Source organism: Haloferax prahovense DSM 18310 (assembly GCF_000336815.1).
Classification (GTDB): Archaea; Halobacteriota; Halobacteria; order Halobacteriales; family Haloferacaceae; genus Haloferax; species Haloferax prahovense.
In genome coordinates this window covers 32086-45087 of sequence record NZ_AOLG01000058.1, presented here as the reverse complement: position 1 = coordinate 45087, position 13002 = coordinate 32086, and the positions used below count along the sequence as shown (strand labels likewise).

The window sequence follows — 13002 nt, the reverse complement described above, 5'->3', positions numbered from 1 at the left end:
TCAGTGCAGACGAAGCGGGTCCCCACTATCGACCGCCCTCGAGTCCTTCTGGTCCGAATGGTTCAACTGACGATCGTCACCGGAATCCGCGCTCGGCGGGTAACCGTCTCGGCAACGCTCCCGAGGAGCGCACGGTCGATTCCCGAGCGGCCGTGGCTGCCCATGACGATCTGATCGACGTCGTGGTCGTCGGCGTATTCCGAGATTGCTCGTGCCGGTTTGCCGACTTCCGTGACGGTAACGAGTTCGGTATTCCGTTCCGCCGCGAGGTCCGTGGCCGTCGTGTGGATTTCGGTTGCGACTTCTTTCGCATTCTCGTGCCAGTCTTCGGCGACTGGTAAGCCGCCAGCCTCCACGTCGATAACCGAGTCGAGCGGATTAATCACGTACATCGATGTGATGGACGCGTCCGGAAAGGTCTCGATGGCATATGCGAGCGCGCGCTCTGAAAGCGGAGAGCCATCGAAGGCGACGAGAACGTTGACCGGCATGAGGAACACTTCGTGGTGAGTAGGGATGAGCGTACTGCCGCGCGGGTGGCGCACCGACGATTCGTGAAGGAGGAGCGTTCACACGGACCGGGTCGTGGACATCACTCGGCCGGATTCGGCGGTTGAACGCACTCAGCTGCCTCGCGTGGCGACGTGAGTGTGCTAGCGACGGGGGTCGTCGCCGTCGGGTGTAGCCTTCTCGTTGGACTGCTGGCGTTCTCCGTCGACCTAACGCCGCCCTTCGAACACCTCCGACCCCCAAGTGTGGGACAGGCATAACCGTCCAGCGCCCCTCTCACTAGAGAGTTACTCATGGATATCTCCGAAATTCTCTCCACGAAGTTCACCGAGTTCGATATCGGGACGCCGCTGTCGAAGGTCGCCGGCGCATTCGAGAATCAAGAACTCGATGCCGTCGTGGTGACTGACGGTGACGAGTATCGTGGTGTCGTCAGCCGCCGACAGTTGGCTTCCTCGTCCAACCAGCCCTCCGCAAAGGTCGGCTCACAGGCCCAGCACGTCCCGACCGTCGAACGCACCGAGGACGTTCGGGAGGTCGCGCGACTCATGATCGGGAGCGAGGCTAAAACGCTTCCCGTACTCGATGAAGAGCGTATCTTCGGTGTGGTGACCGCAGATGCTGTCCTCAAAGCTGTGCGTCCGTTTCTCGATGCCGCGACCGTCGAAGACGCGTATTCGCCGAAGCTCGTCAGCACGGCCCCCGAGACGACGATCGGAAAAGCCCTTAACGTGCTTCGGGAATCCGGTATCGCCCACCTCCCTGTTATCGACGGGGACGACCTTGTGGGGATGGTAAGTCTGTACGACGTTATCGAATTCACGACGCGAGGCGGCAGCAAGAGCCAAGGGGGATCACCGGGGAGTTTCGGTGGCCGCGGAGGCTCTGGGGGAAGACACGGCGGATTCGGTGCTCGTGAGGGCGACTCAGACCGGATGCTCGACCTTCCGGTCAGGAATCTGATGTCCGATGCAGTTGTGACGGTCCGCCGAAGCGCCCCCCTCGACGAGGTCGTCGAAACGATGTTCGAACACGAGGTCTCGTCGCTCGTCGTCACGGCCGACCAAACGGGCGACCCAGTCGGTATCATCACGAAGACGGACGTCATTGAGGCGCTCACCTGGGAACGCGACGACCGGAACGCCGTGCAAGTGTTCGGACTCGACTTGCTAGAGGGGATGGACTACGACGACGTCTCCGCGTTGATCGAGAGCGTCACCTCGAAGTACGGCGAGATGAGCGTCATCAAGGCCAGTATCGAACTACAGGAACACAAAGAACAGAGCCGGGGTGTACCACTCGTGTTGGCACGGATTCGACTGGTGACTGACCGCGGCTACTTCACGGCCGATGGCGAAGGCTACGGTGCCACCCACGCGCTCCGACTCGCCGCGAACGCGGTCGAACGCCAACTCCTCAAGGGGAAGACGTACGGTCAGTCGAAGAAGCAATCCGACGCTGAGTCTCAAGAGCACCTCTACGGCTGGTGGCTCAGCGGGTGACGAACTCACCTTCCCACGAGAGGGCTGGTCGGCGTCGATCGACGGACAACCAGTATGGTCGGTTGACCGATAATCCGTGAGGGGCAGATTGCACTAAGGGCGAATCTATTGATACCGTTGTTCGACTTCGAGCGCCTCGCGGACGGCGTCGTCGAAGCGTGTCCGTAGCTCGTCGCTGAGCGCCTGGACGTGTGAATCTTGCTGTACTACTTCTAGTGAATCCCAGTTGCCAGCCTCGGTCGCCGCGTACAGTTGTGTGAACTTTTCCCCATTGTTGCCGTACGCAGTAACAACCACGTACGGCTTAGCCTCTTCAGAACCTTCGGAGGTGTGCCTCTCGCGCCACTCTTCGAGTTCGGTGACGCTTACCCGTCCGAACGTCGCCAGCTCTGCGCTGAGTCCACCGGTCCCAAGGCGCTGAATGAGCTGTTCGCGGTCCCATTCCCGTGTCTCGTTGGTCTCGGTATCTCTCCCTATTACGGTTTCTTCGGTTATCGATTCGACGACCCAGTGCGTGAGTAGCGGCCCAGCCATCTCAGCAGTTGACTGAGTACCGACGTCGCCTTCTTGGATACGGCCGCCTTTCTGAACGCGGATGTACCGTGGATTCGACGCGGGGAGATCGATGAAGATCTCTTCCGAATCTACGTTGACCAGTGCTTCGACGCCGTCGATCGTTCGCGTTTCTATCGTTTTCTTTGTGTGTTCAGTCATAATTGGCGGCTTTGGTGTACCGGACGCAGCGAGCGGAAAGTGAGTCGGCTTGCTGTGTGTTCCACCGAGTGGCCCATATCCGTCTGGCAGACACGGACTGCATCGACACGCGTCGTCACCGGTTCGGCCGTACGGCTACCACTTGAGATACGCCGGGGAGACGGTTTACCCTGTCGTCCGTTCGCACAGTGCGGACACACTATCCGCACTCCGAAACAGAGATTCACCGAGACACGTCTAGATCACGACTCTCGGCGGGTGATTCGGTGCTTCGGAGGAGTCGATATCGAATCCAGTTCGAGGAGTTCAGCAACGGTTATCGCCCACTCTCCCGCGTGCAAACGGCCAATCAGGTGAGTGATAACTAATAGCGTGGCCGCAGTATACATGCGGATATGCGGTCATACCGCCATGGGACGAAATCGTTCATCGAGTTCATGAGCACATATCTCCAAGACCATCCCAAACGCTGTCCAGTATGCGGGAACGAAGCCCGCGCTCAGTCGGAGTGGCGGATCGAAAAGCGCGACGAGGACGGTCTCCACTTCATGCACGCCTGTCCAGAGTGCGGGGCTGAGGAAGACGTATTTTTAAATCTCGAACCGGAACACGGGCGAACCAGACGGTAGTCGCACACCGGAGACAGTGTAGTAAAAGTGGCGAGACGAACCTCAGCTCTGTGTTTGACGGGTGAACTCACCGAGTGCCTCTTCGATGAGCGTCGCAACCCGTTCACTGTACCGCCAGAGTGCCGCGTTGAGTCGCTCTTCGGCCTCGTCGTCGAGGTCGTCTGCCCCGCGAAGGACGGAGTCTTTGGTGATCTGTGGGTGGTACACACAGACGACGCCGAGTGAGGAGTCCGAACTCGAGGTTCCCGCCGTGTGAATTCCGTACTGATCGGTTCCCCAGACACCATCGCCTCCCTCTCGTTCCAGTTCGGAGTCGAGCGCATCGAGCAGTTGCACTTCCTCGAGGGAGAGGATGGGGTCGTCACCTTCGAACAGTTCAGTGTACGCCTCCATCCTGGCACTTCTCGTCCACTGGTCCAACCGGGAACGCGCCCGTAGTACGAGTTGTCGTTCGTCTGGAAATTCGGCCATGCTTCTAGAAGGGGTGCAAGCCGAATGAGTGTTTGTACAGCGTCTACGGATGGTAGGTACGTCAGCGGTGATGTCCCTTAGGCGTCTCTATCACGGGCAGAGCATTCAAACAGCGTCTCCCCGTACATCGAGTATGTCGGTGAGAGAGCTATCGTAGAAGCTAACGACAGTCAAGCGGAGTACGCCACAATTCCAGAGACTATCGACATCCTCAGATATGTCGCGGAGAGTTTGAGCCTCTCTTTCAGCCGGTGGGACGAACCATACGTGACCGGACCGAGTCTCTATTTTATTGTCGTCGCGGACATAGATTTCGGAAGATACACCGATCCACTGGGAGACAACACGTGGCCCGTCAAACAGTGCCGGTCAGTCGGCATCACATCCAATGAGTTCATCGACGCAGCCCGCAACGTGGCATTCAGCTGCGATGGAGCAGTCGTTATTGCCGCAGATAAGACAATCCAAGAACAGATGGTTCGCGTTCGGACTCCAAATACTACTGAAGCGGTCGAAGAGACACCCATCGCCTCTGCCGCTTGGATGGGAACCAAACATCTCAGTGCGTTAGAAGTATCTCTCCGAGAAGAAGTTCTTGCCAGTGTAACGCTGAGCGAAGAGAACGGACGTGTGACCGTCTTTCGGAGTGGAGAATATACTGATCGCGAACGTGAAGAACTTGGGGGACGCTGGCGGGCGGGACACTGAGGTTGCGCGTCTCTTCCGGCGACGGATGTTCCGCGAGCTCAGTTCTCGAATCCGTCGTCGTATTGTTCGTAGGTAATCGTTAGCTTGCCTGCCGTTGGACGTTTCGCTGCGTCTCGGAGCGTTTTGAACGATTCGAGGAGTTCGCTTGTGCCGGTCGAGTCATCTCGGCCGCTCGACGACTCCTCTCGAATCGTATCGTAGACTCGCTCCAAGATGCGTCGAGCGGCGTACGAATCGGTCTTTGAGTCGATGTCGAAGGAAGCCACGTGACGAGACATACGCAGATATCGTGCTCCACGATGTTAACAGCCATCATGGTTCAGCCGGTAGCGTGTCATCGCCCACCGTCGGAGGTGATTCTCGTCCACTCGGGGTCACCGGTTCGGACAGCGGTGAGGATACACTCTGGCTCGGTTCTACCGAGAACTACCGTTTCGCAGTGTGCACGGTGAACCTCCTTCGCGGCGAGAAGGTCGACCGATACACCGTTTTCGGCAGCACTGTCGATATGGAGAACGAGGCCAATGGGTTGCCTCGGGCGGGGCTCGCCGACGGAGTCGAAAACGGAGAGCGAAGCGCGACGGAACCCGGCCACCCCGCGAGAGACCGAATCGGCACCCACCTTCTTTACGGAGCGTTCCGTGGTCGCGAATAGAGGACTCGATGACATCGAAACAGGGCGGACACACGCCGCTTTCTCCTCGCGCGACGCGAGCGTTCGAACACCTTCGGCCTCTCGTCGCCGACCGCGACTCGGGGATGCCCGTGGCGGACGCGCGCCGCCGGGTGCGCTCGGCGGGCGAAGACCCCGAAACCGTCGACGAGCTCCTGAACAAGGGCTACCTCTACGAAGTCGAAGGCGACGTGTACGTGACGTGAGGCGTGTCGCGCTGGGCTGTGAGGCGCGCGAGTGCGGACCGTCGACAAAAAAGCCGACGCGAGACGAACTCATCGCGATGACGGCGACTTATTGTCCCGGTGGTGACGTCGGCCGGGTGACCTGATTACCGACGCCGGAGACGACGTACGTCTGGTACTCCCAGTCGCCGCCGAACGCCGGCGGGCGGTCGCCCGTGTACCGCGGGTCCGTCTCGTGGACGATGTTGTAGTTGTAGTTCCCGTTGTCGTCGTAGCCGCGGCAGTTGATCTGGTTTCTGACCCAGCCAGTGTCCAAGAACGGGTCGTTCGCGTACGTTCCCCGGTACTGGACTTTGTACTCACAGACGGTGAGACGGTCCTGGTCAAGCTCGTCGATGCTGTCGACCGTCCCGCTGACCCGACCGTCGCCGAGGTCCCAGTACCAGTCTTCCTGCGGATACGCTCCCGAACCGTACTCGCCCTCGTACGCCAAGACCGACTTGTACGCGCCGGTAACGACCTCCCCCTCGTCAGGGATACCGTTGCCGTCTTCGTCGTCGAACTGGCTTTTCGCGGTCGAACTCGCGGTGCCGACGCCGGCGAACGCGACGAGACCCACAAGTCCCGCCGCGTTCCGAAGGACGGCTCGTCGAGTTCGGGGTTTTGTTGTCACTTCTGAACACCTCGGGTGATAGACAATGTCGGTGGGTAAATAGATATTTATCTGTCATATCTGGACACTATCAAAATCACCTGAGGGAACTGGTTCGGTGGCTATTATACAATTTTGAATTTCTCATCCGTCACAAAATTCATAATTCTTATATTTTTTGAGGCGGGTCAACAAGTCCCGGTCGGGAGACAAGTCCATATCCTCTGGAGGCTCGACGCGTGTGCATCAACGAATCGGTCGCACAGGAGATCAACTGTCGCTCGGAAAGTAGCGAGCCACGAGATACTTACACCGCGAACGAGACGGTCGGTGTGCATCATGAAGAAGGTCCTCGCACGAATCGGAATCGGCAACGCGACCGTCGATACCGTCCTCCCCTCCGACACCGTCCGCGCCGGCGAGACGGTCGATGCAGAAGTGCGCATCGAAGGGGGTTCGACAGAACAGGAAATCGGGAAGATTCGGTTCGAACTGGAGACCCGCTACCGGACCGAAGAGGGCTACCGAGAGGTGGATATCGCGCAGTACACCCTCGCGGAAAGCCTCACTATCCAACCGGACGAGCGGGAGACGCGAGCGGTCTCGCTCGACATCCCTCGCGGAACGCCCGTCACCCTCGGGAACGTCGACGTGTGGGTCGAAACCGAACTCGACATCGAGTTGGCCGTCGACCCCGAAGACAAAGACTACCTGAACGTCCAGCCGACGCCGCGGCTTCAGGCCGTCTTCGACGCGCTCGACGACCTCGGCTTCTCGCTGCACAGCGCCGAGTGCGAGGCCGACCCCCACGACGTGTTCACCGCGAGCAGGCGCTTCGTCCAGGAGTTCGAGTTCCGACCCACGTCGGGGCCGTTCGCCGGCGAGTTGGACGAACTCGAAGTCGTGCCGCGACCGGGCGAAGACGCGCTCGAACTGCACATCGAAGTCGACCGTCGCGGCGGCGTGCTGAGCGAGCTTAGCGACTTGGACGAGCGGACGGTCCAGACGACGGTCCGGACCACCGACGCGGGTGAGGTGCGCGACGAACTGGAGTCGCTGATTCGCGCGAACGCCTGAGAGCGGAGACAGCGGCGACTCACCCCAATCGCCTTCCGGCTACCCAACGTTTTTGCGTCGATTCGGCGTATCTGTGCGAGCATGACGACACCCGAAGACATCGACCTGGACTTCGTGCCGTTCGGCGAGACGGGCCTCCAGACGAGCGAACTCCAGTTCGGGACGTGGCGGTTCGGCAAGGAGACCGAACAGGGCAACGTCGAGATCGACGAGGAGCGCGCGCACGAACTGCTCGACGCCTACGAGGCGGCCGGCGGACGCTTCATCGACACCGCGGACATCTACGGCGGCGGCGCGAGCGAGCGCTGGATCGGCGACTGGCTCGAAGACCGAGACCGAGAACGGTTCACCATCGCGTCCAAGATTTACTGGCAGATTCGCGACGGCGACCCGAACAGCCGCGGGACGAACCGGAAGAACATCCGCCACCGCATCGACGCCCTGCTCGACCGCCTCGACACCGACTACGTGGACGTGCTCTACATCCACCGCTGGGACGACGAGACGCCCACCCGCGAGATGATGAAGACCCTCAACGGCCTCGTCGAGGACGGAAAGGTCCACTACCTCGGCGCGTCGACCCTCCGACCGAACGCGTGGAAGGTGGCGAAGGCGAACGAAATCGCCCGCGCCGAGGGCTGGGAGCCGTTCACCGTCGCCCAGCCGCGGTACAACCTCGTCGACCGCGAAATCGAGGGAGACTACCTCGAGATGACCCGCTCGTACGGCATCGCGGTCTGTCCGTGGAGCCCGCTCGGACAGGGCTTCCTCACCGGGAAGTACACCCGCGAGGACGGCCTCACCGGCGAGTCCCGCGCCGCGGAGTCCAGCCGGTTCGAGGAGTCGTATCTGACGGCGGAGAACTTCGACGTGCACGACGAACTCGACGCGGTCGCCGAGGAAGTCGACGCGACGCCCGCCCAGACGGCGCTCGCGTGGCTCATGCACCGCGACGGCGTCACGGCCCCCATCGTCGGCGCGCGCACGGTGGAACAGCTGACCGAGAACCTCGAAGCCGCGACTATCGACCTCACGGACGAGCAGGTCGACCGCCTGACCGAGGCGAAGCCCGACCCCTACGCGGGGCTCTAACGGCCAATCTGCGAAGTATCACACGCCCTCGCGAATCGTCTTGTAGAGGTGCGCGAGCGTCTTCATCCCCGCCGCGTTCCGTTCGAGGCTGTAGAAGGGGTGGAGTTCGGGGTTGAACTTCGCCTTGTACCGGTTGATGCGGCGGTTGTTCGCGCCGACGAGGTCGTAGGTCGTCCGCCCGCGGTCCATCGCGTCGCGCATGATGCGCCAGTCGAGCAGGTCGTTGACGGCGAGTTCGGAGTCCACGTCGGCACGGACGCCGCCCTGCCACCGCGACACCGTCTGCTTGTAGTCGACGGCGAGGATGCCGCCGACGAACTCGCCGTCGGTCCGAAGAACGTAGGGTCGAATCTGTCCCTCGGGGAGGGTGGTGTAGAGGTCCTTGACGAACGACGAGGTCGACCGGTACGAGATGCCCTGTGCCTCGTAGCGCGAGGCGACCTGTTCGACGATTTGTTCGATTTCCTCGGGACCGCCCTCCTCGATGGTGTACGCGTCGTCGGGCGCGTTCCGGATGTTCGACCGGGCATCGCTGCTGAAACTCATGAACACGTCGTCGGCGCCGGGCGAGAGGTCGACGTGGTAGGTGTACTGCGGCGTTATCGCGTAGTCGTTCCACGAGAAGGCCCTGAGGTCGTCGTACCGGCCGTCGAGGCGGATATGGGTGTAGCGCGGTCGAACTTCGTCGCGGACCCATTCGAGGCAGTCGTCGATGAACTCGTGGTGCCGGCCCTCGCGCTTTCGCTGTTTCATGTGATCCATGTTCAACAGGACCGGTCCGAGATACGCGACTCGCAGTTCCGGCGGCGGCGAGAACACCGTCGCGATGGGTCCTTTGTCGATGCGGAACATCGGAAACAGTCCGACGACTTCCTCACCTTTGCGTCCGACGAGCGGTATCAACTCCGCGCCGGCGTGGGCCGCCTGAATCTCAAGCGCGTCGTACTGATGGAACGCGTTGCCGTGCGGGGACTGTTCGACGAACGCGTCCCAGCCGTGGACGTCGTCTCCAGTCGCCCGTCGAACCTCGATACTCATGAGTGGGGTGCCTGAACTGTCGCGTCATACCACTTTGTTATGAACCCGTTATGAGGCCCATTTCACCGAATTTGGACGGAGCCAAACCGCGTTTCGGCTGGCGTTAGGAGCGAGTGAACAGGGCAGATTGGTGAGCGAGATTACGGGAGTCGCGAGCGTCCACGAGGCGGAACGTGGCGCGACCAGCGACTCGACGGGACGTGACCAGCAGCGCGGGGACTACCCTCGCGTTTGTAAAACCGGAGCGAAGTCACCGTTTTACGCCGACACGACGATAGTTAGCATATGGCAGGACTCTCCGAACGCGCCGCGGCGCTCGTGACGAGCGAACCGCTCATGGCGCACCTCGCGACCAGTGTCGACGACCGTCCCCACGTCGCACCCGTCTGGTTCGACTACGCGGACGACCGCGGAGTAATCGAGGTTCTCACCACGGGTCGAAAGCTCGAAAACATCCGCGAGAACCCGCGCGTCGCGCTCTCAATCCAGAAAGACGAGAACGGACAGGCGCAGTGGAAGGTGACGATTCTCGGGACGGCCACCGTGGTCACCGACGACGACCCCCGGAAAGACGCGACCCGGCGAATCAACCGGAAGTACGGGGCCGAAGAATCCGCGTGGCCCGAAAACGAACTCGTCCGGGTCTCGGTGGGGACCGTGACGGTCAGCGAGTACTGAAGCCGTCCAGCCGGGATAGTAAGGCGAGAGAGTCAGACGACGGCGCCTCAGTCGGACGACGGCGCCTCAGTTCGGCCGTCGTCGAACCGGCGAATCTCCCGCGAGAGCCGACCGAGGTCGAACCCGGCGTCCGTGAGTCGGGCGGCGACGAGCGCCGCCGCCGTCGACACCACGAACGCCCCGCCGAAGGAACTGAGATACAGCGGGTCGGCGGCGGGGAGCAGGCCGCCGACGACCGGAATCGACGTGATGACGCCGCGGAGGTCGGGGAAGAACGCGAGGCCGACGGCGAGTCCGGTGAGACTGCTCGCGAGCGCGCCGAGGCCGGTGATTCGCGTCGAGTACAGCCCGTAGACAAGGGGGAAGGCGACGGCCGCGCCGAGCAGGTCGGCGAAGAAGAACAGCCGGAGGACGCTCTGGGCCCGGAGGCTGACGTAAATCGCAGCGGCCGCGACGACGACTGTGAGCGCTCTCGACCCGAGCGCGAGGTGGCGGTCGCTCGGTTCCGCGAGCAGGCGGGCGAGGTCGGCGGTCACGAGGCTCGAAAGCGCGTTGAACAGCGTGTCGATGGAGCTCATCACGAGCAGGAGCGCGAGGAGGACCGCCGCGAGGACGAGCCACTCGGGGAACGCCTCGCCGAGGAGGACGAAGAAGGCGGCGTCGGCGTTGTAGCCCGCGCTCGCGGGGTCGGTGACGACGGCGGCGTTACCGACCGCGACGACGCCGAAGAAGGCGGTGACGAACACGATGGCGCCGTTGGCGAGCGCCGCGGTACGGAAGCTCCGTCCGACCGTCTCTGACGAATCGGCCGCGTAGATGCGCTGCCACCACGTCTGGTTGATGAGTTCCGCGCCGAGGATGGCGAACGCGAGCGCGAGGCCGAACTGTAGGCCGGCGACCGCGCCGAGGTCGAGAAGGGCGGGGTTCGTCGCCGTGATACCGTCGATGGCGGCGGCGGGACCGCCGAGCGCGACAAGCGCGCCGGCGAACGCGAGCAGCAAGAGCGGGATGACGACGACCGCTTGGACCGCGTCGGTCGCGATGCTGGCCCGGAGGCCACCGTAGCTCGTGTAGAGCAGGACGAAGCCGCCGACGAGGAGCGCGGTCTGCCACTGTGGGACGCCCGCGACGAGCGAGAGCGCACCCGCGATGCCGGTCAGCTCGGCGGCGAGGAAGATGAACATGTAGAGCGCGCTCACGAGGAGGACGAAGGCGTACATCGCTGACCCGTACCGGGCGTGGGCGTACTCGGTCAGCGAGTGACCCTCCGGGATGAGTTCCCGGATTCGCGGGCCGAGGCGGGCGTAGACGAGCATCGGGACTGCCTCGCCGACCGCGTAGCCGACGACGGCCGCGATACCGAAGCTCGCACCCGCCTCCGGAGCCGAAAAGAGCACCCAGACGCCCATGACGGACGCGACGAGCGTCGCCGTCGTCCGCCGGCTCCCCGCGGAGTCGCGGGCGCTGATGAGGTCCTCGACGGAGCCGACGCGACCGCGGGAGAACCACACGCCGACGCCGGTAAAGGCGACGAGCGTCGCGACGGTCAGGCCGAGCGCGACGGTCGAACTCACCATCGGCCGTCACCCGGTTGAGAAGAGCGACCGCTCGACTTCGAGGACGCGGACGAAGTCGTAGGTACCGTCAAATCGCCGGACGGAGCCAGTTCGTACGCCTCGTCGAAGAACGCGACTTCCAGTTCGACCGTGCGACGGAACAACTGCTCGAGCCGCCGTTGCCGACGCAGGGAGGCGGCCGCGCCCTCGCGGTCGAGTTCGGTCCGGAGCCACTCGACGAACGCCGCGAAGTCGTCGACCGCGTGGAGGTCGACCCACTCGGAGAGGTAGAACCGCGAGGGTGGTTCGTCGGCACCGGTATCGGTCGCGGGGTCAGTCGCAGCCGCGGCGGTCGCCCACGACAGATAGACCCACTCGGCGGGGACGAGCACCGCCAGCGTCTCGGCGTACCCGCCCTGCCCCGCGGCGCGTTCGAGCAGGTCGATAAAGGCGCGCGTCGCCGGCGTAGTCTCCGGGTCGGAGTAGACGGACTCGGGCACGTCGAGCGCGTCGAACGCCCGGAGGAAGTAGTCGTCCTCGTCGTCGGTGAGAACGCCGAGGAACGAGACGAGTTCCGACTTCGACTCCATGGTCGGCGCGGTACCGACGGCGTGGCCGAAGACGCCGACGAGCGTCTCCACGAAGGCGTAGTCCTGTACGAGGTACTGTCTGAACACGTCGTCTGTGAGTTCGTCGGCGGCGAGTTCCCGCGTCAGTCGATGTCTCGTCGCGTCGCGCCACGAGTCGCCCGCGCGCTCGCGAAGCCAGTCGGTAAAGCGCGGGTCGGACCGCGACGCGGCGAACTCGTCGTACGTCTCGGGGGTCGACGAGTCCGTGTCGGTCATAGGGGCCACTCCTCTCGCCGCCAGGCGGCGTCCCAAAACAGGTACTCGTACTGCGCCGACGTGCGGAACAGGTCGCGGTAGCGTTCGCGGTCCGACTCGGTCGCGCTCGCGGCCACGTCGTCCATGAGCGACTTACACCAGTCGGTGAGTTCGGTGAACTCGTCGCCGGCGTACATCTCGACCCACGCGGCGTACTGCTCGTGGTCCGGAGCCCCCGCGTCGGCGAGCCGGCGTCCCGTCTCGTTGAACCCCCACATACACGGAAGCAGGGCGGCGACGATGTCGCCGAAGGAGCCGAGCGTCGCGGTACGAACGAGGAAGTCAGTATAGGCCCGGGTCGTCGGCGACGGCCTCGTGGCTTCGAGTTCGGCGGGGTCGATGCCGAACTCGGCGGCGTAGCTCCGGTGGAGGTCCATCTCCTCGTTGACGGTCGATTCGAGGAGGCTCGCGAACGTCCGCATGGAGTCGAGCGTCGGGGCCTTCGCGGCACCGAGCGCGAAGAGCCGACTGTACTCGACGAGGTAGACGTAGTCCTGCCGTACCCAGTAGCGGAACGGCTCCTCGTCGAGGCTCCCCTCCCCGAGTCGAACGACCATCGGATGGTCGAGGATGGCCGACCAGAACTCGTCGGCCTCGTCGTGTATCGTGTCTGTGAACGCCATGGCGAGTAAT

General features: G+C 62.9%; 14 protein-coding genes. 5 read left to right on the top strand and 9 right to left on the bottom strand.

Translation table 11 applies throughout. The features are described 5' to 3' along the window. Nucleotides 1–62: 62 nt before the first annotated feature. On the bottom strand, nt 63–491 hold the full coding sequence (locus C457_RS18730) for a universal stress protein (RefSeq protein ID WP_008097119.1): 429 nt from the start codon (nt 489–491) through the stop codon (nt 63–65). A gap of 312 nt (nt 492–803) precedes the next feature. Here C457_RS18730 and C457_RS18725 point away from each other — a divergent pair, with 312 nt between their 5' ends. Then, on the top strand, nt 804–2012 hold the full coding sequence (locus C457_RS18725) for a CBS domain-containing protein (protein WP_008097118.1): 1209 nt from the start codon (nt 804–806) through the stop codon (nt 2010–2012). A gap of 105 nt (nt 2013–2117) precedes the next feature. On the opposite strand, the gene C457_RS18720 is transcribed toward C457_RS18725, so the two are convergent. The 3 genes from C457_RS18720 to C457_RS18710 form a co-directional block, all read right to left on the bottom strand. After that, the gene (locus tag C457_RS18720) at nt 2118–2726 is read right to left on the bottom strand and encodes a hypothetical protein (RefSeq protein WP_008097117.1); all 609 of its coding nucleotides are present in this window, start codon (nt 2724–2726) and stop codon (nt 2118–2120) included. A 671-nt stretch (nt 2727–3397) separates the two neighbouring features. After that, on the bottom strand, nt 3398–3826 hold the full coding sequence (locus C457_RS18715; protein ID WP_049913728.1) for a DUF7539 family protein: 429 nt from the start codon (nt 3824–3826) through the stop codon (nt 3398–3400). 746 nt (nt 3827–4572) lie between these two features. Then, nucleotides 4573–4812, bottom strand: a complete 240-nt coding sequence (locus C457_RS18710; protein ID WP_049913727.1) for a hypothetical protein — start codon at nt 4810–4812, stop codon at nt 4573–4575. Between the two features lie 385 nt (nt 4813–5197). Here C457_RS18710 and C457_RS20465 point away from each other — a divergent pair, with 385 nt between their 5' ends. After that, complete coding sequence (locus tag C457_RS20465; RefSeq protein ID WP_004971465.1) at nt 5198–5413, top strand: hypothetical protein; 216 nt, start codon at nt 5198–5200, stop codon at nt 5411–5413. A gap of 88 nt (nt 5414–5501) precedes the next feature. On the opposite strand, the gene C457_RS18695 is transcribed toward C457_RS20465, so the two are convergent. Then, nucleotides 5502–6065: a hypothetical protein gene (locus C457_RS18695; RefSeq protein WP_233516867.1), complete on the bottom strand. Its 564-nt coding sequence runs from the start codon at nt 6063–6065 to the stop codon at nt 5502–5504. A 318-nt stretch (nt 6066–6383) separates the two neighbouring features. Here C457_RS18695 and C457_RS18690 point away from each other — a divergent pair, with 318 nt between their 5' ends. After that, nucleotides 6384–7121: a sporulation protein gene (locus C457_RS18690; protein ID WP_008097110.1), complete on the top strand. Its 738-nt coding sequence runs from the start codon at nt 6384–6386 to the stop codon at nt 7119–7121. 81 nt (nt 7122–7202) lie between these two features. Next, complete coding sequence (locus tag C457_RS18685) at nt 7203–8213, top strand: aldo/keto reductase (RefSeq protein ID WP_008097109.1); 1011 nt, start codon at nt 7203–7205, stop codon at nt 8211–8213. Between the two features lie 18 nt (nt 8214–8231). Here C457_RS18685 and C457_RS18680 read toward each other — a convergent pair whose 3' ends face one another. Then, nucleotides 8232–9251, bottom strand: coding sequence for a lipid II:glycine glycyltransferase FemX (locus C457_RS18680; protein WP_008097108.1), 1020 nt, complete (start codon nt 9249–9251; stop codon nt 8232–8234). Nucleotides 9252–9536: 285 nt separating this feature from the next. Between C457_RS18680 and C457_RS18675 the strand changes: the two genes are divergently transcribed. After that, a complete protein-coding gene (locus C457_RS18675) occupies nt 9537–9929 on the top strand; it encodes a pyridoxamine 5'-phosphate oxidase family protein (RefSeq protein WP_008097107.1) in 393 nt (130 codons plus the stop codon). Nucleotides 9930–9976: 47 nt separating this feature from the next. On the opposite strand, the gene C457_RS18670 is transcribed toward C457_RS18675, so the two are convergent. From C457_RS18670 to tenA, 3 genes are read right to left on the bottom strand one after another with little or no spacing between them, the layout of a single operon-like run. Beyond that, on the bottom strand, nt 9977–11506 hold the full coding sequence (locus C457_RS18670; RefSeq protein ID WP_008097106.1) for a sodium:solute symporter family transporter: 1530 nt from the start codon (nt 11504–11506) through the stop codon (nt 9977–9979). Continuing rightward, nucleotides 11500–12330, bottom strand: coding sequence for a TenA family protein (locus C457_RS18665; RefSeq protein WP_008097105.1), 831 nt, complete (start codon nt 12328–12330; stop codon nt 11500–11502). Before C457_RS18665 ends, C457_RS18670 begins: the two co-directional genes overlap by 7 nt. Continuing rightward, a complete protein-coding gene (gene tenA, locus C457_RS18660) occupies nt 12327–12992 on the bottom strand; it encodes a thiaminase II (protein ID WP_008097104.1) in 666 nt (221 codons plus the stop codon). The genes C457_RS18665 and tenA overlap by 4 nt, the downstream gene beginning before the upstream one ends. Nucleotides 12993–13002: the final 10 nt, after the last annotated feature.

What these genes read in the sequence shown, in the direction of transcription:
- C457_RS18730 (WP_008097119.1), bottom strand. Translation starts at nt 491, where the DNA reads ATGCCGGTCAACGTTCTCGTCGCCTTCGATGGCTCTCCGCTTTCAGAG.
- C457_RS18725 (WP_008097118.1), top strand. Translation starts at nt 804, where the DNA reads ATGGATATCTCCGAAATTCTCTCCACGAAGTTCACCGAGTTCGATATC.
- C457_RS18720 (WP_008097117.1), bottom strand. Translation starts at nt 2,726, where the DNA reads ATGACTGAACACACAAAGAAAACGATAGAAACGCGAACGATCGACGGC.
- C457_RS18715 (WP_049913728.1), bottom strand. Translation starts at nt 3,826, where the DNA reads ATGGCCGAATTTCCAGACGAACGACAACTCGTACTACGGGCGCGTTCC.
- C457_RS18710 (WP_049913727.1), bottom strand. Translation starts at nt 4,812, where the DNA reads ATGTCTCGTCACGTGGCTTCCTTCGACATCGACTCAAAGACCGATTCG.
- C457_RS20465 (WP_004971465.1), top strand. Translation starts at nt 5,198, where the DNA reads ATGACATCGAAACAGGGCGGACACACGCCGCTTTCTCCTCGCGCGACG.
- C457_RS18690 (WP_008097110.1), top strand. Translation starts at nt 6,384, where the DNA reads ATGAAGAAGGTCCTCGCACGAATCGGAATCGGCAACGCGACCGTCGAT.
- C457_RS18685 (WP_008097109.1), top strand. Translation starts at nt 7,203, where the DNA reads ATGACGACACCCGAAGACATCGACCTGGACTTCGTGCCGTTCGGCGAG.
- C457_RS18680 (WP_008097108.1), bottom strand. Translation starts at nt 9,251, where the DNA reads ATGAGTATCGAGGTTCGACGGGCGACTGGAGACGACGTCCACGGCTGG.
- C457_RS18675 (WP_008097107.1), top strand. Translation starts at nt 9,537, where the DNA reads ATGGCAGGACTCTCCGAACGCGCCGCGGCGCTCGTGACGAGCGAACCG.
- C457_RS18670 (WP_008097106.1), bottom strand. Translation starts at nt 11,506, where the DNA reads ATGGTGAGTTCGACCGTCGCGCTCGGCCTGACCGTCGCGACGCTCGTC.
- C457_RS18665 (WP_008097105.1), bottom strand. Translation starts at nt 12,330, where the DNA reads ATGACCGACACGGACTCGTCGACCCCCGAGACGTACGACGAGTTCGCC.
- tenA (WP_008097104.1), bottom strand. Translation starts at nt 12,992, where the DNA reads ATGGCGTTCACAGACACGATACACGACGAGGCCGACGAGTTCTGGTCG.